The sequence below is a fragment of the Streptomyces sp. NPDC107575 genome (genome assembly GCF_055657265.1).
This window is the reverse complement of the sequence record NZ_JBVKBG010000003.1, coordinates 921504-948426: the sequence shown is the minus strand read 5'-3', so window position 1 is coordinate 948426 and position 26923 is coordinate 921504. Positions and strand designations below refer to the sequence as shown.

Below are 26923 nucleotides of genomic sequence, written 5' to 3'. Positions count from 1 at the left end.
AGGCCTACAAGGAGTCCCGCGAATGACCCAGCGCACGCTCGTCCTGCTCAAGCCCGACACCGTTCGCCGCGGCCTGATCGGCGAGATCATCGGCCGCATCGAGCGCAAGGCCGGCTGGACGATCAGCGCGCTCGAACTGCGCAGCCTGAGCCAGGAGACGCTGGAGGCGCACTACGGCGAGCACAAGGGCAAGCCGTTCTACGAGCCGCTGGTCGACTTCATGTCCTCGGGCCCGATCGTCGCCCTGGTCGTCGAGGGCGAGCGTGTGATCGAGGGCGTGCGCCAGCTGGCCGGTCCCACGGACCCGATCGCGGCCGCCCCCGGTTCGATCCGCGGCGACTTCGGCACCATTGTTCGCGAGAACCTCATCCACGCCTCCGACTCCGAGGAGTCCGCGGAGCGCGAGCTGAAGCTTTTCTTCCCCGATTTCTCGTAACGGGGCGAACGGGTCGGTTGTCCGGGGCTTCTCGTATTCCGGACTTCGATCCACTCCCGTGAGACACCCGGTGTCCGCTCCATGAGACCGGCGAGTTCGTTTTCTGATGCAGCGTCAGTCACGGAGCGCCACTGACCAGGAGCGGCCCGAGAATTCGGGCCGCTCTTTTGCATATGCGGCCCGATTGGGGGAACGCACTCCTCCGTCGGGACGTCTGCATTAGCGGGGCGGGGGCTCCCGTGCTGACAATGGCGAAGACCCTCGCGCCGTGATCGTGCAGGCGAGACTACGATGGAGCCTCCACGCCACACCGCGTCCACCCTCTCGCCTCCTGACAAGCCATCAAACGCTCCACTTGGGAAGGCCAGACGAATCCTGATGGGGAACTCAATGTCGTTCATCGGCCGTGACATGGCTGTCGACCTCGGGACCGCCAACACGCTGGTGTACGTCAGGGGTCGAGGGATCGTGCTCAATGAGCCGTCCGTGGTCGCGATCAACACCAACACCGGCGGCATCCTCGCGGTCGGTGCCGAAGCCAAGAAGATGATCGGGCGCACGCCGGGCAACATCGTGGCCGTCCGCCCGCTGAAGGACGGCGTGATCGCCGACTTCGAGATCACCGAGCGCATGCTCCGCTACTTCATCCTGAAGGTGCACAAGCGGCGCTACCTCGCCCGGCCCCGTGTCGTCGTCTGTGTGCCCTCCGGCATCACCGGCGTCGAGCGCCGCGCGGTCATCGAGGCCTCCTCGCAGGCCGGTGCCCGCCAGGTGCACATCATCGAGGAGCCCATGGCTGCGGCCATCGGTTCCGGGCTCCCGGTCCACGAGGCCACGGGCAACATGGTGGTCGACATCGGCGGCGGCACCACCGAGGTCGCGGTGATCTCGCTCGGCGGAATCGTCACGGCGCAGTCCATCCGCGTCGCGGGCGACGAGCTGGACAACGCGATCATCCAGCACATCAAGAAGGAGTACTCGCTCCTCCTCGGTGAGCGCACCGCCGAACAGATCAAGATCACGATCGGCTCCGCGTACGACCTCGACTCCGACGAACACACCGAGATCCGCGGCCGCGACCTGGTGTCGGGGCTGCCCAAGACCGTCGTCATCTCGGCGGCGGAAGTCCGCAAGGCGATCGAGGAACCGGTCAACGCGATCGTCGACGCCGTGAAGACCACCCTCGACAAGTGCCCGCCCGAGCTGTCCGGTGACGTAATGGACCGCGGCATCGTTCTCACCGGTGGCGGCGCCCTGTTGCGCGGCCTCGACGAGCGGCTGCGCCGCGAGACCGGCATGCCGATCCACATCGCCGAGGACCCGCTCGACAGCGTGGCGCTCGGTTCCGGCAAGTGCGTCGAGGAGTTCGAGGCGCTCCAGCAGGTTCTGGACGCCTCGCCGCGCAGATGATGTGAATCGAAAACGTCCGCCGTACGAGTGCCTGCCACTTCGTACGGCGGATCGTTGATATATAGGCAAGGCGTAAGAACCACCCACATTCCGATGAGGAAGGCACGGCCGCCGCACGTGAGGGACACACGAGAGAGCCGGCTGCTCCTGGTGCTGCTGATCGCCATCGCGTTCGCACTGATCACGGTGGACATCCGCGGCGGCGAGGACTCGCCTGTCGACGGTGCCCGGCACGCCGCCGCGACGGTCTTCGGCCCCGTGGAGAACGGGGTGTCGGGCGCGGTCGACCCGATCGGCAACGCCATAAGCGCGGTCCGCGACTCCGACAAGCGGCACAACCGCATCGGTGAACTGGAGCACGAGAACGCCGCGTTGAAGGCCAAGCTCGGCAGCGGCGACCGCAACCGCAGCAAGGTCCGCCAGCTCGACGCCATGCTGAAGACGGCGGGCGCGGGCCAGTACGGCATCAAGGGCGCCCAGGTCATCGCGATCGGCTCGGCCCAGGGCTTCTCCTGGACCGTGACCATCGACGCAGGCGCGAACGACGGCCTCGAGCGCGACATGACGGTGCTCAACGGCGACGGTCTCGTCGGCCGTGTGACCACCGTCGGCCCGAACACCGCGACGGTGCTGCTGGCCAACGACCCGGACTTCACCGTCGGCACCCGCATGGAGAAGTCGGACGAGCTCGGCTTCGCGTCCGGCCAGGGCGACCGCCCGCTGCGCGTCCAGCTCCTCAACGGCAAGGCCAAGGTGAAGAAGGGCGAGCGCCTGGTCACCTTCGGCTCGCAGGCCGACAAGCCGTTCGTGCCCGGCGTCCCGGTCGGCCGCGTCGTCCGCGTCGACCCCTCCGGCGGCGACCTGACCCGCACCGTCTACGTGAAGCCGTACGTCGGGTTCACCAAGCTCGACATCGTCGGGGTCGTCGTCCAGGCGCCGCGCACCGACCCGCGCGACACGGTGCTGCCGAAGAAACCCGCCAAGCCCAAGCCGACGCCCACCGTCACCGTGACGGCCACCCCGGGCGCGAACGCCGGGGGCAACGGCGACGGCAACGGCGAGAACGCCGCCGGCAACAACAACGCAGACCAGCAGCAGTAGCAGGAGGAGCAAGGAATCATGCGCTTCAACCGGATGCTGCTCTCCACGGTCCTTGTCGTCGTGGCCCTCGTCCTCCAGGTCTGCATCCTGGCCCGGCTGCAACTGCCCGGCGCCGTCCCCGACCTGATGCTCCTGACCGTCCTCGGCCTCGCCCTCGTGTACGGACACGTGGGCGGCGCCTTCGTCGGCTTCGGCGCCGGACTGCTCGCGGACCTCGCGCCGCCCGCCGACCACGCCGCGGGCCGCTACGCCCTCGTGCTCTGCGTCATCGGCTATCTGGCGGGCCTCGCCAAGCCCGAGAGCGGCCAGCTGCGTTCGGCGGCAGGCCCCATGCTCGTGGTCGTCGGCGCCGCCATCGGCACGACCCTGCTGTACGCGGGCGTGGGCGCGCTCGTCGGCGACACCGCAGCCCGCGACGTCGGCCTCGGCAGCCTCATCTTCACCGCGGCGCTCTACGACCTGCTGCTCGCGCCCTTCGTGGTGCCGGGCGTGATGTGGCTCGCCAGACGCGCGGAGAACGATCCGCTCGGCGACTCCTCCGGCGGCTCCGCCAAGGCCGCCGACGTCTCCTCCGGCTGGCTCTCCGGCGGCGGCACGGGCCTGAGCATCGGCGGCCAGCGTGGCGGCGGCCTGCGCATGAGGTCGGTCAAGGCGCGCGCCTCCCGCGCGGGCCGCATCAAGGGGGTCAAGCGCCTGTGAGCGCACGGCAGTTGACCGACGACAGCGCAGGCACGCACAGCTTCGGCGTGTACACCTACTCGTACTCGTACACGTCCTCGTACTGAGAGGGGGAGCACGCCACCGTGACCAACATCCCCGAGACGGGCCGGACCCCGCGCGTCCAGATCCGCCTCATCATCCTCCAGATCCTCGTCCTCTCCCTCCTGCTCACCCTCGGCGGCCGCCTCTGGTACCTCCAGATCCGCAACGGCGACGAGTACGCCAAGGAGGCCTCCGGGAACCACGTCCAGCAGGTCGTCACGCCCGCCACCCGCGGCTCGATCCTCGACGCGCGCGGCATCCCGCTCGCCGACAACGAGACGCGGCTCGTCGTCTCCGCCTCCCGCACCGACCTGATGAAGATGGACGACGAGGGCAAGGCCGTCCTCACCAAGCTCGCCAAGGTCCTCGGGATGCAGCCCAAGACCATCCAGGAGAAGGTCAGGCTCTGCGACGCGAAGACGCCGCAGCCCTGCTGGAACGGCTCGCCGTACCAGCCGATCCCGATCACCGACGAGGCCACGCCCAAGCAGGCCCTGCAGATCCGCGAGCGCAGCGAGGACTTCCCCGGCATCACCGCGGAGCCCACCGCCGTGCGCCGCTACGCGGGACCCGGCGGCTCCAACACCGCGCAGGTCCTCGGCTATCTCTCCCCGGTCACCGACGCGGAGATCGAGAAGGCCAAGAACTCCGACTCGCCGTACCTGCGATCCGACCAGGTCGGCCGCAGTGGGCTCGAGCGCACGTACGACAAGGATCTGCGCGGCAAGGCCGGCGTCACCCGCTACGAGGTCGACAACCTCGGCCGCGTCATCGGCCGCGCCGAGAGCGACAAGGCCGAGCCCGGCGCCAACGTCGTCACGTCGATAGACGCCCGCGTGCAGTCCGTCGCCGAGAAGGAGCTGGACGCGGCGATGAAGGCCGCCCGGCACGAGTTCGACAAGAACACCGGCGAGAACTACAAGGCCGACTCCGGCTCCGTCGTCGTGATGGAGGCCAAGACCGGCCGCGTCGTCGCCATGGCCTCCAACCCGACGTACGACCCGAACGCCTGGGTCGGCGGCATCTCCGGCAAGGACTACGACAAGCTCACCGGCAAGCAGTCCAACTACCCGCTGCTCAACCGGGCGATCCAGGGCCAGTCGGCGCCCGGCTCGATCTTCAAGGTCATCTCCAGCACCGCGGCGGTCAACGCCGGGTACCCGTTCAACGGCCGCTACCCGTGCACCAGCTCGTACTCGATCGGCAGCCAGGTCTTCAAGAACTTCGAGTCGGAGAACTTCGGCCCGATCAGCCTCGGCCGTGCCCTCGAGGTCTCCTGTGACACCGTCTTCTACGGCCTCGCCCACAAGGAGTGGCAGAAGCTCGGCGGCATCCACCCCAAGGGCGGCGTCAACACCGACGACTCCTTCTACAAGACGGCCCACCAGTTCGGTCTCGGCAAGGAGACCGGCATCGACCTGCCCAACGAGGTCAACGGCCGGGTCCCCGACCGGAAGTGGAAGCAGGAGTACTGGAAGGCCAACAAGGACGCCTGGTGCAAGGGCGGCAAGAAGGACGGCTCCTACGTCGAGCGCCTCAACTGGGAGAACTGCCGCCAGGGCAATGTGATGCGCGCCGGTGACGAGGTCAACTACTCCATCGGACAGGGCGACACGCTCGTCACCCCGATCCAGATGGCCCGGATCTACGGGGCCATCTCCAACGGCGGCACTCTCTACCAGCCCGCGGTCGGCAAGGCCGTGATCAGCCCCGACGGCAAGCAGGTCAGCGAGATCGCGCCCAAGTCGCAGGGGAAGCTGCCCATGACGAAGCAGACCCAGCGCCACATCGACCAGGCCCTCGCGGGCGTGGCGACGCGGGGCACCGCCGCCTGGCGCTTCGGCGGCTGGCCGCAGGACAAGATCCCGATGCACGCCAAGACCGGCACCGCCGAGGTCTACGGCAAGCAGACGACGTCGTGGTTCGCGACGTACACGAAGGACTACTCGGTCGTCATGACGATCGCCCAGGGTGGTACGGGTTCCGGAGCCTCGGGCCCCGCCGTCCGCAAGATCTACGACGCGCTCTACGGCGTCGACAGCAAGGGCGGCATCAACAAGAAGAAGGCGCTGCTGCCCGAGCCGGAGAAGAGCCTGCCGAAGATCGAGAAGGACGGTTCGATCGACGCCCCGGAGATCAAGCCGTTCCAGCCGGGCAGGGACACCACGCCCGACCAGCAGGAGCTGGCGGCGACGCTGCCCACCTCCTCGTACGGAAACAGCAGGAGGGACTGACCGGTGACCGGCAACGGCTTCTCCGTCTCGGGCTACGGGCCGCAGCGCTCCACCATGACGCGGCTCATGGCCCGCGACTCGGTGGTGCGCAGGCTCGACTGGCCGATGCTGCTCTCGGCGATCGCGCTGTCCTTCATCGGCGCCGCGCTCGTCTACTCGGCGACCCGCAACAGGACCGAGCTCAACCAGGGCGACCCGTACTACTTCCTGTTCCGGCACCTGCTGAACACCGGTATCGGCGTCGCGCTGATGGCGGGCACGGTCTGGCTCGGGCACCGGACGCTGCGCACGGCCGTGCCGATCCTGTACGGGATCTCCGTCTTCCTGGTCCTCCTCGTGCTCACGCCGCTCGGCGCGACCGTGAACGGGGCGCACGCCTGGATCGTCGTCGGCGGCGGCTTCTCCCTCCAGCCCTCCGAGTTCGTGAAGATCACGATCATCCTGGGCATGGCGATGATCCTGGCGACCCGTGTCGACGCGGGGGACCGCGAACACCCCGACCACCGCACGGTGCTGCAGGCCCTCGGCCTCGCCGCCGTCCCGATGCTGATCGTCATGCTGATGCCGGACCTCGGGTCCGTCATGGTCATGGTGATGATCGTGCTCGGCGTGCTGCTCGCGTCGGGCGCCTCGAACCGGTGGGTGCTCGGCCTGATCGGCGTCGGCGCGGCGGGCGCCGTCGCCGTGTGGAAGCTCGGGGTCCTGGACGACTACCAGATCGCCCGGTTCGCGGCCTTCGCCAATCCGGCGCTCGACCCGGCGGGCGTCGGCTACAACACCAACCAGGCGCGCATCGCGATCGGTTCGGGCGGGCTGTCGGGCGCGGGCCTCTTCCACGGCTCGCAGACCACGGGCCAGTTCGTGCCGGAGCAGCAGACGGACTTCGTGTTCACGGTGGCCGGTGAGGAGCTCGGCTTCCTGGGGGCGGGGCTGATCCTGCTGCTGCTCGGTGTGGTGCTGTGGCGGGCGTGCAAGATCGCGCGCGGGACGACGGAGCTGTACGGCACGATCGTCGCGGCGGGCATCATCGCCTGGTTCGCCTTCCAGGCCTTCGAGAACGTCGGCATGACCCTCGGCATCATGCCGGTGGCGGGCCTCCCGCTCCCGTTCGTCTCGTACGGCGGCTCATCGATGTTCGCGGTGTGGGTGGCGGTGGGCCTGCTCCAATCGATCAAGGTGCAGAGGCCGATGTCGGCCTGAGTCTCCAGCTGTCTGCGACGGGGGCGGCTCTGATGCGGGTGCGGCCTGCGCCGGGGGCCGCCTTGCCCACCCTGCCGCCCAAGGCGGCAGATTGCCCAAGGCTCGGTCGGCAATATCAAGCCCCGCCGGCGATTGAGGCGCGGGGTCCGGGGCGGAGCCCCGTGGCGTGGGAGCGGGTGCCGCCGACGCGCTGGTTCGGTTGATCGAGCCCCTGCGGCGATTGAGCAGCGGGGTGCGGGGCGGAGCCCCGAGACCTTGGCCCCGTCGCCGCAGACGCCTAAATTCAGGTTATGGCGGAGACAAAGCGCGAGATCGAGCGAAAGTACGACGCCCCGACCGACCACTTCCGGCTGCCCGACCTGCACAAGGTCCCCGGCGTATCGGCCGTCGTGGACAAGGGCGTCGTAGAACTCGACGCCGTCTACTACGACACCGAGGACCAGCGCCTCGCCACCGACAAGATCACGCTGCGCCGCCGCACCGGCGGTGACGACGCCGGCTGGCACCTGAAACTCCCGGTCGCCCTGAGCGAGGGCGTCCGCGACGAGGTGCAGGCCCCGCCCTCCGCCAACCTGCCGCGCGCCCTCGCGGGCCTCGTCCGCTCCCGGGTCCGCGGCGACGAGCTGATCCCCGTCGTCCGGCTCCGCTCCTCGCGGGACGTCTCCCACCTGACCGGCGCCGACGGTTCGCTCCTCGCCGAGGTGTGCGTCGACGCCGTCCGCGCCGAGCGCGCCGACGGGGAGCGCACCACCGCCTGGACCGAGATCGAGGTCGAACTCGCGGACGGCGCCGACCCCGCCTTCCTCGGCAAGGTCGAGAAGCGCCTGCGCAAGGCCGGCGTCGAACGCTCCGGCTCCGCCTCCAAGCTGGCCCGCGCCCTGGAGGAGACCGGGGCCGCCCGCCGCACGGAACACGAGGCGCCCGCCACGGGCGACACCGCGGGCGACCACGTCCTCGCCCACCTGCGCGCCCAGCGCGACGCCCTCGTCGAGCTCGACCCCGCCGTACGCCGCGACCTGCCGGACTCCGTGCACCAGATGCGCGTGGCCACCCGCCGGATCCGCAGCGCGTTCAAGACGTACAAGAAGGTCCTCGACCCGGCCGTCACCGAGCCCGTCGGCGAGGAGCTGAAGTGGCTCGCGGGCGAGCTGGGCATCGACCGGGACCGCGAGGTGCTCACCGAGCGGATCACCGGCCGGATGGACGCCCTGCCCCGCACCCTGCTCCTCGGCCCCGTCCGCGGCCGCCTGCGCATCTGGGCCGTCGCCCGCCGCCACGGCTCGCGCCGGCACACGGTCGCCGTGCTCGACGGCAAGCGCTACCTGGACCTCCTGAGGGCCCTCGACGCACTGCTCGCCGAGCCGCCGCTCCTGCCGCGGGCCGCCAAGCCCGCCGCGCCGGTTTTCGCCAAGGCCGCCCTCAAGGACCATGCCCGGCTCGCCACCCGCATCGAGCGCGCCCTGTCGCTGCCGCCCGGCACGGACCGGGACCTCGCACTGCACGAGGCCCGAAAGGCGGCCAAGCGCGCCCGGTACGCGGGGGAGACGGCCGTGCCCGCGCTCGGCAAGCAGGCCAAGAAGTTCGCCAAGCGGATGAAGGACGTACAGTCCCTGCTCGGCGACCACCAGGACTCCGTCGTCGCCCGCGAAGCCCTGCGCGACCTGGCGATCCAGGCGCACGCGGCGGGGGAGACCGCCTTCACTTGGGGCCTGCTGTACGGCCAGGAACAGGCGTCCGCGGCGGACCGGGAGCGGGAGCTGCCGGAGGTCTGGGAGCGGGCGGCGGAACCCGACCTTTCGGCGGGTTAGGCTTGATGGTCACCCCTGTCAGCTCACGAAGGTCAACGGTTATGTCTGCCGAACCCGCCGCCTCGCCGGTGGAGTCTGTCTTTCCGCAGCTCGAAGCCTTGCTGCCGCATGTGCAGAAGCCGATCCAGTACGTCGGCGGTGAGCTGAACTCCACGGTCAAGCCGTGGGAGGAGTGCGACGTCCGCTGGGCGCTCATGTACCCGGACGCGTACGAGGTCGGTCTGCCCAACCAGGGCGTCATGATCCTCTACGAGGTGCTCAACGAGCGCCAGGGCGTGCTCGCGGAGCGCACCTACAGCGTGTGGCCGGACCTCGAGGAGCTCATGCGCAAGCACGAGGTCCCGCAGTTCACGGTCGACTCGCACCGCCCGGTGAAGGCCTTCGACGTCTTCGGGCTCAGCTTCTCCACCGAGCTCGGCTACACGAACATGCTGACCGCGCTCGACCTGGCCGGCATCCCGCTGGAGTCCAAGGACCGCACCGTCGAGGACCCGATCGTCCTCGCGGGCGGCCACGCGGCGTTCAACCCCGAGCCGATCGCGGACTTCATCGACGCCGCGATCATCGGCGACGGCGAGCAGGCCGTGCTCGACATGACCGAGATCATCCGCCAGTGGAAGGCCGAGGGCCGTCCCGGCGGGCGCGAGGAGGTCCTGCTCCGCCTCGCGAAGACCGGCAGCGTCTACATCCCGGGCTTCTACGACGTCGAGTACCTGCCGGACGGCCGCATCGGCCGCGTCGTGCCCAACCGCAGCGGTGTGCCGTGGCGGGTGTCCAAGCACACCGTCATGGACCTCGACGAGTGGCCGTACCCGAAGCAGCCCCTCGTGCCGCTCGCGGAGACGGTCCACGAGCGGATGTCCGTCGAGATCTTCCGCGGCTGCACCCGCGGCTGCCGTTTCTGCCAGGCCGGCATGATCACGCGCCCCGTGCGGGAGCGAAGCATCACCGGCATCGGCGAGATGGTCGACAAGGGCCTCAAGGCGACCGGCTTCGAGGAGGTCGGCCTGCTCTCGCTGTCCTCGGCGGACCACTCCGAGATCGGTGAGGTCGCGAAGGGCCTGGCGGACCGGTACGAGGAGGACAAGATCGGTCTGTCCCTCCCGTCGACCCGCGTGGACGCCTTCAACATCGACCTCGCCAACGAGCTGACGCGCAACGGCCGCCGCTCGGGTCTGACGTTCGCCCCCGAGGGCGGCTCCGAGCGCATGCGCAAGGTCATCAACAAGATGGTCTCGGAAGAGGACCTGATCCGTACGGTCGCGACCGCGTACGGCAACGGCTGGCGGCAGGTGAAGCTGTACTTCATGCTCGGCCTGCCCACCGAGACCGACGAGGACGTCCTGCAGATCGCCGACATGGCGGCCAACGTCATCGCGAAGGGCCGCGAGGTCGCGGGCAACGACATCCGCTGCACGGTGTCGATCGGCGGGTTCGTCCCGAAGCCGCACACGCCGTTCCAGTGGGCGCCGCAGCTCAGCTCCACGGAGACGGACGAGCGCCTGGCCAAGCTCCGCGACAAGATCCGCGGCGACAAGAAGTACGGCCGCTCCATCGGCTTCCGCTACCACGACGGCAAGCCCGGCATCGTCGAGGGCCTGCTCTCCCGCGGCGACCGCCGCATCGGCTCCGTCATCCGCGCCGTCTACGAGGACGGCGGCCGCTTCGACGGCTGGCGCGAGTACTTCAGCTACGACCGCTGGATGGCCTGCGCCGCCAAGACGCTGCCCGAGTACGGCGTGGACGTCGACTGGTACACGACGCGCGAGCGCACGTACGAGGAGGTCCTGCCCTGGGACCACCTGGACTCCGGTCTCGACAAGGACTGGCTCTGGGAGGACTGGCAGGACGCGCTCGACGAGACCGAGGTCGACGACTGCCGCTGGACCCCGTGCTTCGACTGCGGCGTCTGCCCGGCGATGGACACCGAGATCCAGATGGGCCCGACGGGCAAGAAGCTGCTGCCGCTGACGGTCGTCAAGTAGGACGCACACGCACGACGAAGGGGCGGCCGGTTCGTGACCGGCCGCCCCTTCGCCTCGCGCGGGCCTGCTTGCGGGCCTACTTGCTGGCGGCGAAACGCATCAGGGCGTGCTCGTCGCCCTGCTTGATCTTGCCAGGCGTGTTGATCACCTCCAGCTTCCAGGAGCTGCCCACGCGCATGGCCTTGGCGACCGCGCAGCCGTTGTCGTTGGTCATCAGGCTCGGCCAGATGTCGGCGACCTGCTGCGAGCTGCCGCCCGTCGCGTCGTAGACCTTGAAGCTGATGTTGCGGGCCTTCTGGAACGAGCTGCCCTTCTTGTACGCGGCCGCCACGAACACGATCGACGTGATCTGCTGCGGGAGCCGGGAGAACTCGACCGTGACGGTCTCGTCGTCGCCGTCGCCCTTGCCGGTCTGGTTGTCGCCGCTGTGGACGAGCGAGCCGTTGCCCATCGGGTCCAGCGAGTCGAGCCCCGCGAGGCGCACCGGATCAGCGCCCTGCATCGCGATGGCGATCAGGTCGAGGTCCGTGCCCTGCTTGCGGCGGAGCGCGCCGAGGACGCCCCCGCTGCTGCCCGCGGTGGGGTCCCAGGACACCCCGATGGACAGGTGGGTAACCCCGTCCAGGTCGGCGGGGCCGTCTTCCTTGGTGAGTGTGATCATGCGTGATTCCTCCCCCTAAAGGCACAACCGCGATATTGCGGACTGCCCCGAACATACGACGTAAGGGACCGGATCGGCCATGCAGGGTTGCATCCGCGGCGGCCTCCCGCGCGTCTGGAGAGACATGGACATGGAGAAGCGCCCCGATCCCGCCGCCGAGGGCTGCCTCGTGACGGCCGTCCGGCTGCCGCTGCGGATCGTGATGGTCGTCGTCGTGGTGCCCCTGCGGCTCGTGTGGGACGCGCTCGCGGCGGTCGGCCGCTTCGTCGGCCGGTGGCTGCTGCTGCCGCTCGCGCGGGCGATCGGCTGGGTGCTGTACGCGCTGCTCGTGTGGCCGTTCCAGATGCTGTGGCGGTACGTGCTCGCGCCGATCGGGCGTGGACTCGCCTGGCTCGGACGGGTGTTGCTGGTCGTCCCCGCGGTGTGGCTGTACGTCCATGTCCTCGCGCCCGTCGGACGGGCCCTGCGGGACTACGTGTTGGCGCCGCTCGGACGCGGACTCGCCTGGCTGGTACGGGTGTTGGTCGTCGTGCCGCTGGTCGCCCTGTGGACGTACGTGCTCGCCCCGGTCGGCCGCGCGCTCGGCGTCGTACTGCGCGAGATCTGGCACGCGCTGTGCTTCGCGTGGCGGATCGCCGGGTACGTGTCCCGTGCCGTCGGCCGGGCGCTGCGGTGGCTGATCGTCGATCCGCTGCGCTGGGTGTACCGCACCGTGCTCACCCCGGTCGGGCACGTCGTGCGCGACTACGTGCTGCGGCCCGTCGGGCGGGTGGCCGCGAGCGTGCGCGCCGCGGCCCGGCAGGCACGGGCCGACGTGCGACGGTTGCTCTTCGGCCCGGCGCCGCGGCCTGAGCCGCAGGTCAGCGACCGGCGGGAACCGGGCGGCCCGCAGGGACGTAGTCTTGACAGCAGTACGACCGATCTCACGAAGACCGCATTCATTAAGGACTAGGACACTGGGCAAGCGACAGCCCGTAGGCCCGCCGCCCGCACCCGCGGTGCAGCGCATCCGTCTGCGCTACACCAAGCGCGGCCGCCTCCGGTTCACCAGCCACCGTGACTTCCAGCGTGCTTTCGAGCGTGCGCTGCGCCGCGCCGAGGTGCCCATGGCGTACTCGGCGGGGTTCACACCGCACCCGAAGGTGTCCTACGCCAATGCCGCACCCACCGGCACGGGCAGTGAGGCCGAGTACCTGGAGATCGCGCTCACCGCGCCGCGCGACCCCGAGAAGCTCAGGCAGCTCCTCGACGAGTCGATGCCCACGGGCCTCGACATCGTGGACGCCGTGGAGGCCCGCACCTCGGGCCTCGCCGACCGGCTCACCGCCTCCGTGTGGGAGCTGCGGCTCGACGGCGTGAGCGTCGAGGAGGCCGCGCGCGCCGCGGAGGCGTTCCGCGCCGCGGAGACCGTCGAGGTACAGAGGAAGACAAAGAGCGGGATCCGGACGTTCGACGCCCGCGAGGCCGTCGTCGCTCTGGACGCGATCGAGGTCTCCGACGTTTCGGCTGGTCCGGCTGATAGGCCCAGCGAGGCGGCCTGTGCGATACTGCGGCTGGTTGTTCGGCACGTGACGCCTGCCGTACGACCCGACGACGTCCTGTCCGGTCTCCGCGCCGTGGCCGACCTGGCGCCGCCGGTCCCCGCAGCGGTGACCAGGCTGGCGCAGGGGCTTTTCGACGAAGAGACAGGCACGGTGACCGACCCGCTCGCGCTCGACCGCGAGGCAGACCGGGCCGCCCCACAAAAGGCGGCCGCCGGCACTGCCACCGCGACGGCGCCTGCCGTGGAAGGTCCCGCGTAAGGCGGTCGTCGTAGCGCCGCCCTCGTACTCGGGAGCCATCTGGGTCGGGCAGCGCACCCACCCAAGGACTTTCGCCAGGCCGTACGTACATCGCGTACCGGAACCGGCGAGAACAGACATAAAGAGCCTCCGTGCGGCGCCCGCGCCCCGGACCGGCGGCACCGCGCTCGACTCGATGCGCGTGAGCCGCAGACGTCACCGGTCACGGATCAGGCGCGGCGCCCGGAGGCCCGACGGGAGATCCACCCGCATGCCCGAGACCGAAGCCACCAACCCTGAGCTGGACAGCCCCAGCGACACCCTGCCCCCGCGCCGTCGGCGCCGGGCCGCCTCGCGCCCCGCGGGCCCGCCGGTCGCCGCGACCGGCGAGGCCACCGAGGACGCCGCAGTGGCCATACCGGCCACCGCCACCCCGACTCCGGCCGCCGAAGAGGCGCCCGTCGAGACCCCCGAGACTTCCCCGGCCGCCGAGGCCCCGGCGCCCGCCGCCCGCCCGCGCCGCCGCGCGACCCGACGCGCCTCCGCGCCCGCCGGTGCACCCGCGCAGGCCGCCGAGCCGACGACCGTGGTGGCGGAGCCCGCCGAGCCGGTCGCCGAGCCCGCCCCTGAGCCGGAGCCGGCCGCCGTCGAGGAGCCCGCGGCCCCGCGCCGCGGCCGTCGCCGCGCCACCCGCACCGTGTCGACCCCGGACGCCCCGGCCGCCGAGGCCGCCCCCGCCGAGGAGCCGCAGGCCGAGGCCGCGCCCGCGGCGCCCGCCGCCGAGCCGGAGCCGGTCGCCGACGAGGGCACGGGCCCGCGCCGCAACCGCCGCCGCGCCACCCGTGGCGCCTCCGCGCCGAGCGCGCCCGCCGGTCCCCCCGAGGTCTCCGACGCCATCGCCGCCGAGAAGGCGCCCGAGGCCGAGGCCGCGGAGAACACCGAGAGCGCCGAGAGCGCCGAGGACGAGTCGCCGCGCCGCAGGCGCCGTGCCACCCGCAAGGCGGCCGGCGGTTTCGCCGAGCCGAAGGCCACCAAGGCCACGAAGTCCGCCAGGTCCGGATCGAAGCCGGCGCGGGCCGGCCGGGACGCGCAGGACGACGAGACGCGCCCGAAGCGCGCCTCCGTCGCCACGTTCCAGGCCCCCGTCTTCACCGAGCCGATGTTCCAGACGCCGGAGCGGGCCGCCGCCGCTGCCGCGGCCGAGGCCGCCGTCGAGAAGCAGCCCGAGCCCGAGCAGGCCCCCGCGGTCGTCGAGGAGGACCAGGGGCCGCGCCGCAACCGTCGCCGCCGTCGCGCCTCCGACGAGCAGCCCGCCGCCGCAGAGGCGCCCAAGGAGACCGAGGTCCCCGAGGCCGCCGCCGAGACCGAGGCCCAGGACCAGCGGTCCGAGGAGAACGGCGAGAGCGACGAGCAGGACGAGCACGGGGACCGCCCGGCCCGCCGCCGCCGTCGGGGCGGCCGTCGCCGTCGCCGCGGCGAGTCCGGCGACGTCGACAACGACTCCGAGAACGAGCAGGAGTCCGGCGCCTCCGACGAGGACGCCGAGCCGGCCGCCGCGGAGTCCGACGACGAGCACGCGGAGGACGACGAGCAGCGCGACGAGTCCGCCGGTTCCGGCGGCTCCAGCAGCAGCCGTCGCCGCCGTCGCCGGCGCCGTCGCGCCGGGGACAGCTCCTCGGACGGCGAGCAGCCGACCGACGACCCGGAGCGCACGGTCGTGAAGGTCCGCGAGCCGCGCAAGAAGGAAGAGAAGTCCACGTCCTCGGACGAGGTGCAGTCCATCAAGGGCTCCACGCGTCTGGAGGCCAAGAAGCAGCGCCGCCGCGAGGGCCGTGAGCAGGGTCGCCGCCGCGTCCCGATCATCACCGAGGCCGAGTTCCTGGCGCGCCGCGAGGCCGTCGAGCGCGTCATGGTGGTCCGCCAGCACGGCGAGCGCACCCAGATCGGCGTGCTCGAGGACGACATCCTCGTCGAGCACTACGTCAACAAGGAGCAGTCGACCTCGTACGTCGGCAACGTCTACCTGGGCAAGGTCCAGAACGTGCTGCCGTCGATGGAGGCCGCCTTCATCGACATCGGCAAGGGCCGCAACGCGGTGCTCTACGCCGGTGAGGTCAACTTCGAGGCGCTCGGCATGGCCAACGGGCCGCGCCGCATCGAGACCGCCCTCAAGTCCGGCCAGTCCGTGCTCGTGCAGGTCACCAAGGACCCGATCGGCCACAAGGGCGCCCGCCTGACCAGCCAGGTCTCGCTGCCCGGCCGCTACCTGGTCTACGTGCCCGAGGGCTCGATGACCGGCATCAGCCGCAAGCTGCCCGACACCGAGCGCGCGCGCCTGAAGACCATCCTCAAGAAGATCGTCCCCGAGGACGCGGGCGTCATCGTGCGCACCGCCGCCGAGGGCGCGAGCGAGGACGAGCTGCGCCGCGACGTCGAGCGTCTGCAGGCCCAGTGGGAGGACATCCAGAAGAAGTCCAAGCAGATCTCGACCTCGTCGCCGAGCCTGCTGTACGGCGAGCCGGACATGACCGTCCGCGTCGTGCGCGACATCTTCAACGAGGACTTCTCCAAGGTCATCGTCAGCGGTGACGAGGCGTGGGACACCATCCACGGCTACGTCAACCACGTGGCGCCCGACCTCTCCGACCGTCTTTCCAAGTGGACGTCCGAGGTCGACGTCTTCGCGACGTACCGGATCGACGAGCAGCTCGCCAAGGCACTCGACCGCAAGGTGTGGCTGCCCTCCGGCGGCTCCCTGGTGATCGACAAGACCGAGGCCATGATCGTGGTCGACGTCAACACCGGTAAGTTCACCGGCCAGGGCGGCAACCTCGAAGAGACCGTGACCAGGAACAACCTGGAGGCGGCCGAGGAGATCGTGCGCCAGCTGCGGCTGCGCGACCTGGGCGGCATCGTCGTCATCGACTTCATCGACATGGTCCTGGAGTCCAACCGGGACCTGGTCCTGCGGCGCCTGCTCGAATGCCTGGGCAGGGACCGCACCAAGCACCAGGTCGCCGAGGTGACCTCGCTCGGCCTGGTCCAGATGACCCGCAAGCGCGTCGGCCAGGGCCTTCTGGAGTCCTTCTCCGAGACCTGCGTGCACTGCAACGGCCGCGGCGTCATCGTGCACATGGAGCAGCCCGCCTCCGGCGGTGGCGGCGGCAAGCGCAAGAAGCGCGGTCGCGGCGGCAACGGCGAGCACCAGCACGAGTCGCACGTCAACGAGGCAGCCCCGGCCGCGGAGCAGACCGAGCCCGAGACGGAGACCGAGGCCGAGGTCGCCGCGGAGGTCGCGGCCCCCGCAGCGCTGCCGGAGCCGGAGTTCGTCCCGGACGAGGAGCTGTACTCCAGCGCCGCCGAGGCGGAGGCCGCAGCGGGCAGCCGCGGCCGCTCGCGTCGCCGCGCCACGCGCCGTGTGTCGGCCCCGGCCGGCGCCCCGCAGGCGGAGGCCGAGAAGCCGGCGCGGTCCGGCAGGAAGTCGAAGGCCGAGCGGGCCGCTGAGCGCAGGGCCGCCGAGGCCGAGGCTCCGGCGCCCGAACCGGTCGTCGAGGAGCCGCAGGCCGCTGAGCCGAAGGCCGCCGAGCCGGCCGAGGCCGTCGCGCCCGAGCCGGTGCAGGACGAGGCCCCCGCGCCGCGCCCGCGCCGCCGTGCCACGCGCAAGGCGTCCGCTCCCGCCGGTTCCCCGAAGGCGTCCTCCGAGGAGGCCGCCGCGGTGACCGTCACGGAGCCGGTCAAGGCCGAGCCCATCGAGGAGCCGAAGGCCGCCGAGCCCGAGGCGCCGAAGGCGGAGGTGACCGAGGCCGCGGCCCCGGCCCGCCCGCGCCGTCGCGCCGTCCGCAAGGCGACCGCCCCGACCACCGCCGGGGACCCGACCGTCGTGGTCGTCCCGTCGGCCGCGGACGAGGCGCCCGCCCAGGACGCCGCGCCTGTGGAGGCCGAGGAGGCGCCCGCCGCCAAGAAGGCCGCCCGCAAGACGGCCAAGAAGGCGACGGCGAAGAAGGCCGCCACCAAGAAGACGGCCGCCAAGAAGGCCACGACCGAGGCGGCCGCGGCCGACACGGCCGAGGACGAGGCGCCCGCCAAGAAGACGGCGGCCAAGAAGACCGCCGCCAAGAAGGCGACGGCCAAGAAGGCGACCGCGGCGAAGAAGACCACCGCGACCGCCAAGAAGACCGCCGCCAAGAAGACGACGGCCAAGAAGACGACCGCGAAGAAGACCGCGGCGGCCGAGCAGCAGTCGCTGCCGTCCGTCTCGGCCGCGGCCGACGAGGCCTGAGGCACCGCCCGTACAGGGCAGCGACGCCCCCGCACAGCAGCGCTGTGCGGGGGCGTCGTCGTGTGCGGCGTGCACGGGGGACCGCGAAGACCACTTGTTTGCACCCCGCCTCTTGGAGCACGGCCAACTGCCTGTAAAACTCATGCAGTCATACAAGTGAAGGACTCGGGTGGGCGTTGGGGAGACGCGTACTCGTGTCAGGGGAGGGAATGCGATGGCGCACGTGCGTCTCAGAGGCACGGGCAGACACCGTGCCGAGAAGCCGGCCAAGGGCGGACGGCAGATGGTGGCCCTGGCCACCGTGCTCTCCGCGGCCGGGGTGCAGGCGGTGTCGGCCGGGGGAACCGCGCAGGCGGACGAGGCACGGACCTGGACCGAGGGGCCGATCTTCAACGACCCACTGGGCACGCCCCAGCAGCAGTACGCCATCCGTACCCGGCTCGTCGAGCTGACCGACGCGGCGCTGCCGGGATCGACCATCAAGGTCGCGGTGTTCCACGTGTGGGAGCAGACGATCGTCGACGCGCTGAAGCGGGCCAGGGACCGCGGTGTGCGCGTGCAGATCCTGCTCGACTCGACCAGCAAGACGGACCGGCCGGACAACACGGTCTACTCGCAGCTGGTCGCGCTCTTCGGCACCAGCCGCGCCAACCCGTCCTTCGTGCAGCTGTGCCCCACGAACAAGTCCTGCCTCGGCGACCCGAAGTTCGGGAAGTCGATCATGCACAACAAGTTCTGGCTGTTCTCGGCCGTGGAGGGCGCCACGAACGTCGTCGTGCAGACCACGGCGAACTCCACGCCGTCCGCGAGCACCAAGTTCTTCAACGACGCGCTCCAGCTGCCCAACAACCGGGTCCTCTACGGCGCGTACTCGGACTACTTCGACGACATGGTCGTCAAGGACTGGGCGAACTGGGACTACCGCACGGTCAGCAACGGCCGCTACAAGGCGTACTTCTTTCCGCGGGCCGGCACCACGAACTCCACGGACACGCTGCACTCGGTGCTCAACAACGTCTCCTGCACCTACAAGGACGCGGCGACCGGCACCATGAAGCGGACGATCGTGCGCGCCGCGATCTTCCAGATCACCCGGCAGGCCATCGCCGACAAGCTGGTCTCGCTGAAGAAGGCGGGCTGTACGGTCCAGATCGAGTACGCGACGTCCGACAGCGGCACCTGGAAGTCGATGCACGCCTCCGGCGCCCCGCCGGTGCGCTGTTACAACGACCCGCGGACCTCGCCGACGACGCCGTACATCATCCACACCAAGTACGTGGCGATCGACGGCGTGTACGACGGCGCGCGCAACAAGATCACCTTCACCGGCTCGCAGAACGCCTCGAACCCGGCGCTGCGCGAGAACGACGAGGCGTACGTCAAGATCGACGACGACTCCGTGCACGACACGTACCGCACGCACTTCAACAAGGTGTGGGGCGTCGCGTACCCGGGGGTCTCGGACAACACGAACCTGTGCAAGGGCGTCAAGACGCTGCCGCAGGACGGTGAGGTCAAGACCACCTGAGCCCCGAGGGCAGGGGCCGGTTTGCCCTTCCGTGGGGCGACCCGTAACCTTGACCGTCGGCGTGTCCATCGATACGCCGCACTCCCGTAAACCTTTTTCCTCCCGGAGTTCCTCGTGAAATCCGGGAGAGGCCGCCTCGTGCGGCTGGACTGCGGGGGTTCCGTTCCGAGCGAGAGAGAGATCCGCGTGTACGCCATCGTGCGCAGCGGTGGTCGCCAGCACAAGGTTGCTGTCGGCGACATCGTTGAGGTTGACAAGATTTCCACCGCCAAGGTTGGCGACGCCGTAGAGCTCTCTACGCTGCTCGTTGTCGACGGCGAAGCCGTGACCAGCGACCCGTGGGTGCTGGCCGGCATCAAGGTCCAGGCCGAGGTCGTGGACCACCACAAGGGCGCGAAGATCGACATCCTTCGCTACAAGAACAAGACCGGCTACCGCCGTCGCCAGGGTCACCGCCAGCAGTACACGGCGATCAAGGTCACCGGTATCCCCACGGCTGCGAAGTAAGGGACTGAGACAAGATGGCACACAAGAAGGGCGCATCGTCCACTCGGAACGGGCGCGATTCCAATGCTCAGCGGCTCGGCGTGAAGCGCTTCGGCGGTCAGGCCGTCAACGCCGGTGAGATCCTGGTCCGCCAGCGCGGCACCCACTTCCACCCGGGCAACGGCGTCGGCCGCGGCAAGGACGACACGCTGTTCGCGCTCGACGCCGGCGCGGTGGAGTTCGGTACCCACCGTGGCCGTAAGGTCGTGAACATCGTCCCGGTCGTCTGAAACGCCTGAGGGCTTTCTGACCTGGATTTTTTCGCGAGGCGGACCTCACTTCCCCACCGGGGAAGCGGGTCCGCCTTTCGCGTGTTGAAGTAGAGACATTTCCGTACGTTTCTGGAGGCACTGAACCATGACCACCTTCGTGGACCGCGTCGAACTTCATGTCGCCGCGGGTAGCGGGGGCCACGGCTGTGCCTCCGTCCACCGTGAGAAGTTCAAGCCGCTCGGCGGCCCGGACGGCGGCAACGGCGGCCGTGGCGGTGACGTGATCCTGGTCGTCGACCAGGACGTCACGACGCTGCTCGACTATCACCACTCGCCGCACCGCAAGGCGACGAACGGCGCGCCCGGCGCGGGCGACAACCGCTCGGGCAAGGACGGCCAGGACCTGGTCCTGCCGGTGCCCGACGGCACGGTGGTCCTCGACAAGCAGGGCAATGTGCTCGCCGACCTCGTCGGCCAGGGCACCACCTACATCGCCGCGCAGGGCGGCCGCGGCGGCCTCGGCAACGCGGCCCTCGCCTCGGCCCGCCGCAAGGCGCCCGGCTTCGCGCTGCTCGGTGTGCCGGGCGACGAGGGCGACGTCCTCCTGGAGCTGAAGACCGTCGCGGACGTGGCGCTCGTCGGCTACCCGAGCGCCGGCAAGTCCTCGCTGATCTCGGTGCTCTCCGCCGCCAAGCCGAAGATCGCGGACTACCCGTTCACGACGCTGGTCCCGAACCTGGGCGTGGTGACGGCCGGCGCGACCGTCTACACGATCGCCGACGTGCCGGGCCTCATCCCCGGCGCCAGCCAGGGCAAGGGCCTCGGCCTGGAGTTCCTGCGGCACGTGGAGCGCTGCAGCGTGCTCGTGCACGTACTCGACACGGCGACGCTCGAGTCCGACCGCGACCCGGTGTCCGACCTGGACGTCATCGAGGCGGAGCTGAAGGAGTACGGCGCGGGCCTGGAGAACCGCCCGCGCCTCGTGGTGTTGAACAAGATCGACGTGCCCGACGGCCAGGACCTCGCCGACATGGTGCGGCCCGACCTGGAGGAGCGCGGCTACCGCGTCTTCGAGGTGTCGGCCGTCGCCCACAAGGGCCTCAAGGAGCTGTCGTACGCGCTCGCCGAGCTGGTGGGCGAGGCGCGGGCCGCGAAGCCGAAGGACGAGGCGACCCGGATCGTCATCCGGCCCAAGGCCGTGGACGACGCGGGCTTCACCGTCAAGCGCGAGGACGCCGACGGCGAGCCGCTGTTCCGCGTCCGCGGCGAGAAGCCGGAGCGCTGGGTGCGGCAGACCGACTTCAACAACGACGAGGCCGTCGGCTACCTCGCGGACCGGCTCAGCCGGCTCGGTGTCGAGGACGAGCTGATGAAGGCGGGCGCCAAGCACGGCGACGGTGTCGCGATCGGTCCCGAGGACAACGCGGTCGTCTTCGACTGGGAGCCGACGATGATGGCGGGTGCCGAGATGCTCGGTCGCCGTGGCGAGGACCACCGCATGGAGGCGCCCCGCCCGGCCGCGCAGCGCCGCCGCGACCGCCAGGCGGAGCGGGACGAGTCCCAGCAGGAGTTCGACGACTTCAACCCGTTCTAACCATCGGGCGATGGGGCGGGCCGCACCTTCGGGTGCGGCCCGCTTTGTTGTTGGGGGGGCGACGGTGCGGAGGTGGTGGCAGGCGTAACGGTCTGCCGGTGTTGCAGGTCTTGCGCTCACCTCCTATCGGCCGTCCTCTCCGCTGCCGGGTCCGGGTACTGCCGTGTTGTGTTGCTCCTGTCTCCTATCAGCCGCCCCCCTCGGGCTGTCGGGTACTGCGCGTCTTGGGCGCATCTCCCACCACCGGCCCGTCCGGTTGCCGGGTACGGCACCTCTTGCTCACGTCTCCCACCAGTCGCCCCCCCTCGGGCGCCCGGGCACTGCACGTCCTGCGCCCATCTCCCACCGCCCGCCCCCTCCGGGGGCTTCGGCCCTCCGGGGCCAGCCGTCTGCGTTGCGCGGCGCCGTCGTTCGCCAGGTCGGCGGGGCCGGGCCCCGCGGCCTCTGTTGCGCGGCATCGTGGCGCCGCCTTGCCTACCCTGCCGCCCCAGGCGGCAGATTGCCCAAGGCGGGGGCGGCCCTCGCCGTCCCGGGTGGGGAGCTGGGCCTGGGGCAGATTGTCCGAGGCGGGGGCGGACCTCGCCGTCCCGGGTGGGGAGCCGGGCCTGAGGCAGATTGTCCGAGGCGGGGTGGCCATCGGCGTCGCGAGGTGGGAGCCGGGCTGGGTTGGGCTGCCTGAGGCGGTGGCGATCCTCGGCATGGCGGGTGGGGAGTTGGGCCTGGGGGAGACGCCTGAGGCGGTGGCGTTCTTCGCTGTCGCCGGTGGGGAGCCGGGCTGGGGGTGGGCTGCCCGAGGCGGGGGCGGTCCTCGGCGTTCCGGGTGGGGAGCCAGGGCGGGACGGGTGCTCAGGGTGGGCGGCGAACCTCGGTGTTCCGGGTGGGAAGCCGGGGCTGAGGGAGATTGCCCGAGACGGGTGGCCCCTCGGCGTGGCAGGGCGGGAGCCAGACCAGGGTGGGTTGCTCGAGGCGGTGTCGGCTCTTGCTGTCGCGGTGGGGAGGCGGGCCAGGGCGGGTTGCCCGAGGCGGTGTCGGCTCTCGGTGTTGCGGGTGGGGAGTTGGGCCTGGGGCGGGGTTGCTCAAGGCGGGCGCGGTCTTCGCTGTCGCCGGTCGGGAGACGGGCGGGGCAGATTGCCCTGGGCAGTGGCGGGCCTCGGTGCCGCGGGTGGGGGCCCAAGGCGGTGGCGCTGCAATGGGTGAGGGGGCGGGCTTGGTGGTGGTTGGCCGCAGGCAGGGTGCGTCTCGCCGTGAGGCCGACGCCCCTGGAGGGGGCGGTGGGTGGGAGATGGGCGGTGGCACGGGCCGTAGCGCCGGTGTCGGTGGAACAAGACCTTGCGGCGGGTTGGGCACTCGAGACCGTGCGGCGGTGGGGCGCTTGAGCCCTCGCAGCGAGTGGGTTACTCAAGCCCTGCAGCGGGTGCGGTGCTCGAGCCCTGCGACGGGTGGGGTGGGCCGATCAGGCCCCGTTCCGGGGCGACGCACGCGGAGCCCCGATCTTTTGGAGCCCCGCCGGCGTTTGAGGCGCGGGGGCCGGGGCGGAGCCCCGAGGGCGTAACGCCGGTTCGGCAAAGCCAGCCCCGGGAGGAGCCCCGAGCGCGTCACGCCGCCAGGGCGTACGCGGACCTCGCGGGCCCGGGGAGGAGCCCCGAGGCCGTCACGCCGGCAGGGCGTACGCCGAAGGGCCCGGGAGGTGGTCTCCCGGGCCCCACGTGCGTACGGGTCAGGCGCTACGCAGTGACCGTGTCCTCGGGCTCCGCCTCCGACACCTCCGCCACCTGCTCCTCGACGGAGTCCTCGCGGGTCGACGGAATCTCGTCCTCGCCGCGCGCCGCCATCCGCGCCCGCCGCTCGTCCGCCTTCGCGCACAGCGCCCGCACCGCCGCGTTGAAACGGTCGATGGAGGGCGGGTCCGACGGCCCGAGGAGGTGCTCCTTCAGGGCCACCCGGGCCTCGGCGTGCGTGTCCTCCGCCTCGCCGCGGACGACCGCGAGCAGGCCGGGGATCTCGGTCGCCTCGGGCGCGAGCACCGTCGCCGCACGCACCGTCGGGAAACCGGTGCGGAACTCGTCCTCCGTGAGGCCGGACGTGTTGGCCACCGCGTACGGCTTCTCGCTGCTCAGCCAGTCGGAGACGACCGAGGAGACATCGGAGATGAGGACGTCGGCCGCGTTGAAGCACGTGAAGATCGCGGGCCGCGCCTGCGTGATGATCAGGTGCTCCCACTCGGGGAAGGACGCCCAGTACGCCTCCTCCCACGCCGCCGTCGCCTCGGCCACCGCGGCGGCCCGGTTCCCGTCCGGCTCGCCCTGGAGCAGCATCCGCTCCTGCTCGTCGGTGCCCTTGGGGAACTTGGTGGAGGTCAGCTCGTTCAGCGCCTCGAAGCGCCGCTCCAGCTCGACGGCGGCCTCGGGACCCGGACGCGCGCCGGAGCGACGCGTGTTGGCCTCCTGGATCATCGCCATGATCCGCTTGTTGGCCTCACCGGCGGCGGGGACCTGCGAACCGGTCATCGGGTGCGGCTTGTAGATGAGCCGGACCTTGGGGTCGTCGAGCAGCTGCCGGACGATGTTCTCGCCGGCGAGGATCACCGAGGTGTTGCCCGGATTGCCGTCCCAGCCCTCCCAGGTGGGGGCGTACAGGACCGTCGTGTACTCGCCGGTGGCCGGGCCGGACGCCAGCTGGATGGGCGCCAGCTGCGGGCGGCCCACCTCCACGACGTCCTTGTCGTCGACGCCGACGTCGGCGAGCTGGTAGCGGTCGCGCGCCGCGGGGCCCGCCACCCACACCTCGTCGTACGCCTTGGCGTACGGGTTGCAGGACGACAGCTTGTCGGACTCGCCGTGGTTGATGAAGGCGTGCTTGATCGTGGGGATGCGCAGGACCTGCGAGGTCTTCGCGGCGTTCGCCGGGTGCAGCAGCATCTTCAGCGTCGAGTTCTCCAGGGAGAACATCGTGGCGACCTTCGGGAAGCAGATGATCGGCACGTCGGTGGCGTCGATCTTGTTCACCATGAAGCGCTCGCGCAGCACGAGCAGCGGCTTGCCGTCGACGTCGGCGAGCGTGGAGAGCCACATGTTCGCCTGGTACGCGGAGGTGGTGCCGCCGGAGAAGTACATGCCGACGGTCGGCCGGTACTCGGCCAGCCACGCGTCGAGCCACTCCATGACCTTGGCGTCGCTCACCGGACGCTTCTTCGGCAGCAGCCACGTGCCGAGGAAGACCGTGCCGACGAGGAACAGGGCGATCGAGACGCCGATGCCGATGACGCCCCACACCGCGTTGGTCGTCGCGGCCGTGATCACCAGGCCGAGCGTGGAGGGGATCGCGAAGGTCAGCAGGCGGTGGGCCGCGCGCCGGGCGAGGAGCCTCGGCGGCGACTTGCACAGGTTCAGCGCGGACGCGTCGATGTTGCGCGTGACGATCGGCAGCGTACGGGTGCGGCGCACCAGCACCGCGGCCGCCTGGCAGGCGAAGTGCAGCAGGTACATCGCCAGCACCATGACCAGCAGCGGCGCCTGCTCGTCGAGCGGGTTGATGCCGCTGATGCGCAGCAGGCCGACGAAGATCAGCATGTCGCGCAGCAGTTGCCGCACCGTCACGTCGAAGCGGATCTTGCCGAGCAGCGAGAGCAGCCCCGGCTGCTTGTACTGCAGGTAGGTGTCGAGGGCGAGTCCGGCCGCGCTCGCGGCGACGAAGACGGGTACGTATGGAACGAGCGCGCTGACGAGCTGGGCCACATAGAGCGCGAACATCGTGAACAGCGCGGAAAGCTGCACGAGGCGGCGCGAGGCACGTCCGGCGGAGGGCACGGGCTGGGCTCCTGGCAGGGGGTCTCGGAGGGTGGGGGGACCGTGGGGGAGGTCCACCTCGCGGAAATGCTGACCACTGACCGTATGACTTTCTGTGGCCCCCTAGCAATCCTCCAGGGCCGTAAGCAGCAGAAACACGGGCAAATGGCGTGAATGCGCGGGGACCAACTCCCTTTCTTGATTACCGGGCGTCCACGGCCCTGTCCGTACCTCGAAACCCAAGAGCGGCCGAAGGGGCAGGTCACGTACATTGCCAGGCATGTCAGGGGCAACAACTGGGGCAGCGTCGGGGACGTCACGGCAGGGCGTGGCGGATGCCCGCCGGATCGTCGTCAAGGTCGGATCGTCGTCACTCACGACGGCGGCGGGGGGCCTGGACGCGGACCGCGTCGACGCGCTCGTCGACGTACTGGCGAAGCAGCGCAGCGGGGGAGAGAAGGAGATCGTCCTGGTCTCCTCCGGTGCCATCGCCGCCGGACTCGCCCCGCTGGGCCTGACCCGTCGCCCCAAGGACCTCGCCCGCCAGCAGGCCGCGGCGAGCGTCGGTCAGGGCCTCCTGGTCGCCCGCTACACCGCCTCCTTCGCGCGCTACGGCGTCCGCGTCGGCCAGGTCCTCCTGACCAGCGACGACATGGCCCGCCGCGCCCACCACCGCAACGCCTCGCGGACCCTCGACCAGCTCCTGGCGATGGGCTCCTTCCCCATCGTCAACGAGAACGACACGGTGGCCACGGACGAGATCCGTTTCGGGGACAACGACCGGCTCGCGGCCCTCGTCGCCCACCTCGTCCACGCGGACCTCCTCGTCCTGCTCTCCGACGTCGACGGCCTCTACGACGGCGACCCCAGCAAGCCCGGCAGCTCCCGCATCGCCGAGGTGCGCGGCCCCGCCGACATAGCGCACGTCAAGATCGGCTCGGCCGGGAAGGCGGGCGTCGGCACCGGCGGCATGGTCACCAAGGTCGAGGCCGCCTCGATCGCCGCGGCCGCCGGCATCCCGGTGGTGCTGACGAGCGCCACGCACGCCGCCGACGCCCTCGCCGCCCGCGACACCGGCACGTACTTCCACTCCACGGGCCGCCGCAGCGCCGACCGCCTGCTGTGGCTGCAGCACGCCTCGACGCCGCAGGGCGCGATCACCCTCGACGACGGCGCCGTCCGGGCCGTGGTCGAGCGGCGCAAATCGCTGCTGCCCGCCGGGATCGCGGCCGTGGAGGGCGAATTCGGCGCGGGCGACCCGGTCGAGCTGCGCGACGAGCGGGGGCGCGCGGTCGCCCGCGGGCTCGTCAACTTCGACGCCAAGGAGATCCCGCAGCTGATCGGCCGCTCCACGCGCGAGCTGGCCCGCGACCTCGGTCCCGCCTACGAGCGGGAAGTCGTACACAGGGACGACCTGGTCATCCTCCAGGCTTGAAACGGGCCGCGCGCCTTCGAAATCCCCTGTGTGAAAGGCCGAAAGCCTGCCACCCGTGGGGGACCTTCCCCAAAACCGCCCCAAGAAGCTCCGTGTCCTGCTCAACTCTTGAGGCAGGGAGTTCATCCAGGGAAGGTCCGCACGACCATTGCGCAGAGGAGGCCGT

18 protein-coding genes are annotated in these 26923 nt (G+C 70.8%); 16 read left to right on the top strand and 2 right to left on the bottom strand.

Annotated elements, in window-relative coordinates; genetic code table 11:
* Window positions 1–22 precede the first annotated feature (22 nt).
* The 8 genes from ndk to ACZ7L4_RS17505 all read left to right on the top strand — a co-directional run bounded on the left by ndk (window position 23) and on the right by ACZ7L4_RS17505 (window position 10936).
* The gene (gene ndk / locus ACZ7L4_RS17540; RefSeq protein WP_450816841.1) at window positions 23–436 is read left to right on the top strand and encodes a nucleoside-diphosphate kinase; all 414 of its coding nucleotides are present in this window, start codon (window positions 23–25) and stop codon (window positions 434–436) included.
* Window positions 437–826: 390 nt separating this feature from the next.
* Window positions 827–1846, top strand: a complete 1020-nt coding sequence (locus ACZ7L4_RS17535; RefSeq protein ID WP_266719674.1) for a rod shape-determining protein — start codon at window positions 827–829, stop codon at window positions 1844–1846.
* A 117-nt stretch (window positions 1847–1963) separates the two neighbouring features.
* Entirely contained in the window at window positions 1964–2947 is a 984-nt protein-coding gene (gene mreC, locus ACZ7L4_RS17530) for a rod shape-determining protein MreC (RefSeq protein WP_472103400.1), read from the top strand.
* 18 nt (window positions 2948–2965) lie between these two features.
* Entirely contained in the window at window positions 2966–3646 is a 681-nt protein-coding gene (gene mreD, locus ACZ7L4_RS17525; protein ID WP_472103398.1) for a rod shape-determining protein MreD, read from the top strand.
* A gap of 104 nt (window positions 3647–3750) precedes the next feature.
* Window positions 3751–5943 (top strand): penicillin-binding protein 2, encoded by a 2193-nt coding sequence (mrdA, locus tag ACZ7L4_RS17520; RefSeq protein ID WP_472103396.1) that lies wholly within the window; start codon window positions 3751–3753, stop codon window positions 5941–5943.
* Window positions 5944–5946: 3 nt separating this feature from the next.
* Window positions 5947–7143 carry a rod shape-determining protein RodA gene (gene rodA, locus ACZ7L4_RS17515; RefSeq protein WP_450816847.1) on the top strand — a complete coding sequence of 399 codons (1197 nt, stop codon included), beginning with the start codon at window positions 5947–5949 and terminating at the stop codon, window positions 7141–7143.
* A 290-nt stretch (window positions 7144–7433) separates the two neighbouring features.
* The gene (locus ACZ7L4_RS17510; RefSeq protein ID WP_472103394.1) at window positions 7434–8951 is read left to right on the top strand and encodes a CYTH and CHAD domain-containing protein; all 1518 of its coding nucleotides are present in this window, start codon (window positions 7434–7436) and stop codon (window positions 8949–8951) included.
* Window positions 8952–8992: 41 nt separating this feature from the next.
* Window positions 8993–10936: a TIGR03960 family B12-binding radical SAM protein gene (locus ACZ7L4_RS17505; RefSeq protein WP_422407304.1), complete on the top strand. Its 1944-nt coding sequence runs from the start codon at window positions 8993–8995 to the stop codon at window positions 10934–10936.
* Between the two features lie 76 nt (window positions 10937–11012).
* On the opposite strand, the gene ACZ7L4_RS17500 is transcribed toward ACZ7L4_RS17505, so the two are convergent.
* The gene (locus ACZ7L4_RS17500) at window positions 11013–11597 is read right to left on the bottom strand and encodes a TerD family protein (RefSeq protein WP_399230724.1); all 585 of its coding nucleotides are present in this window, start codon (window positions 11595–11597) and stop codon (window positions 11013–11015) included.
* A gap of 124 nt (window positions 11598–11721) precedes the next feature.
* On the opposite strand from ACZ7L4_RS17500, the gene ACZ7L4_RS17495 reads away from it, so the two are divergent.
* The 7 genes from ACZ7L4_RS17495 to obgE all read left to right on the top strand — a co-directional run bounded on the left by ACZ7L4_RS17495 (window position 11722) and on the right by obgE (window position 21537).
* Complete coding sequence (locus ACZ7L4_RS17495) at window positions 11722–12549, top strand: hypothetical protein (protein WP_472103392.1); 828 nt, start codon at window positions 11722–11724, stop codon at window positions 12547–12549.
* A 46-nt stretch (window positions 12550–12595) separates the two neighbouring features.
* On the top strand, window positions 12596–13399 hold the full coding sequence (locus ACZ7L4_RS17490; protein WP_472103390.1) for a TIGR03936 family radical SAM-associated protein: 804 nt from the start codon (window positions 12596–12598) through the stop codon (window positions 13397–13399).
* Window positions 13400–13649: 250 nt separating this feature from the next.
* Window positions 13650–17657 carry an Rne/Rng family ribonuclease gene (locus ACZ7L4_RS17485; protein WP_472103388.1) on the top strand — a complete coding sequence of 1336 codons (4008 nt, stop codon included), beginning with the start codon at window positions 13650–13652 and terminating at the stop codon, window positions 17655–17657.
* A gap of 214 nt (window positions 17658–17871) precedes the next feature.
* The gene (locus tag ACZ7L4_RS17480) at window positions 17872–19185 is read left to right on the top strand and encodes a phospholipase D-like domain-containing protein (RefSeq protein ID WP_472103386.1); all 1314 of its coding nucleotides are present in this window, start codon (window positions 17872–17874) and stop codon (window positions 19183–19185) included.
* A gap of 186 nt (window positions 19186–19371) precedes the next feature.
* Entirely contained in the window at window positions 19372–19692 is a 321-nt protein-coding gene (gene rplU / locus ACZ7L4_RS17475) for a 50S ribosomal protein L21 (protein WP_450816860.1), read from the top strand.
* 14 nt (window positions 19693–19706) lie between these two features.
* Window positions 19707–19961 (top strand): 50S ribosomal protein L27, encoded by a 255-nt coding sequence (gene rpmA / locus ACZ7L4_RS17470; RefSeq protein ID WP_266719696.1) that lies wholly within the window; start codon window positions 19707–19709, stop codon window positions 19959–19961.
* A 127-nt stretch (window positions 19962–20088) separates the two neighbouring features.
* Complete coding sequence (gene obgE / locus ACZ7L4_RS17465) at window positions 20089–21537, top strand: GTPase ObgE (RefSeq protein WP_450816861.1); 1449 nt, start codon at window positions 20089–20091, stop codon at window positions 21535–21537.
* 1724 nt (window positions 21538–23261) lie between these two features.
* Here obgE and ACZ7L4_RS17460 read toward each other — a convergent pair.
* Window positions 23262–25343, bottom strand: a complete 2082-nt coding sequence (locus tag ACZ7L4_RS17460) for a hypothetical protein (protein ID WP_472103383.1) — start codon at window positions 25341–25343, stop codon at window positions 23262–23264.
* A gap of 307 nt (window positions 25344–25650) precedes the next feature.
* On the opposite strand from ACZ7L4_RS17460, the gene proB reads away from it, so the two are divergent.
* A complete protein-coding gene (proB, locus tag ACZ7L4_RS17455; protein ID WP_472103381.1) occupies window positions 25651–26757 on the top strand; it encodes a glutamate 5-kinase in 1107 nt (368 codons plus the stop codon).
* Window positions 26758–26923: the final 166 nt, after the last annotated feature.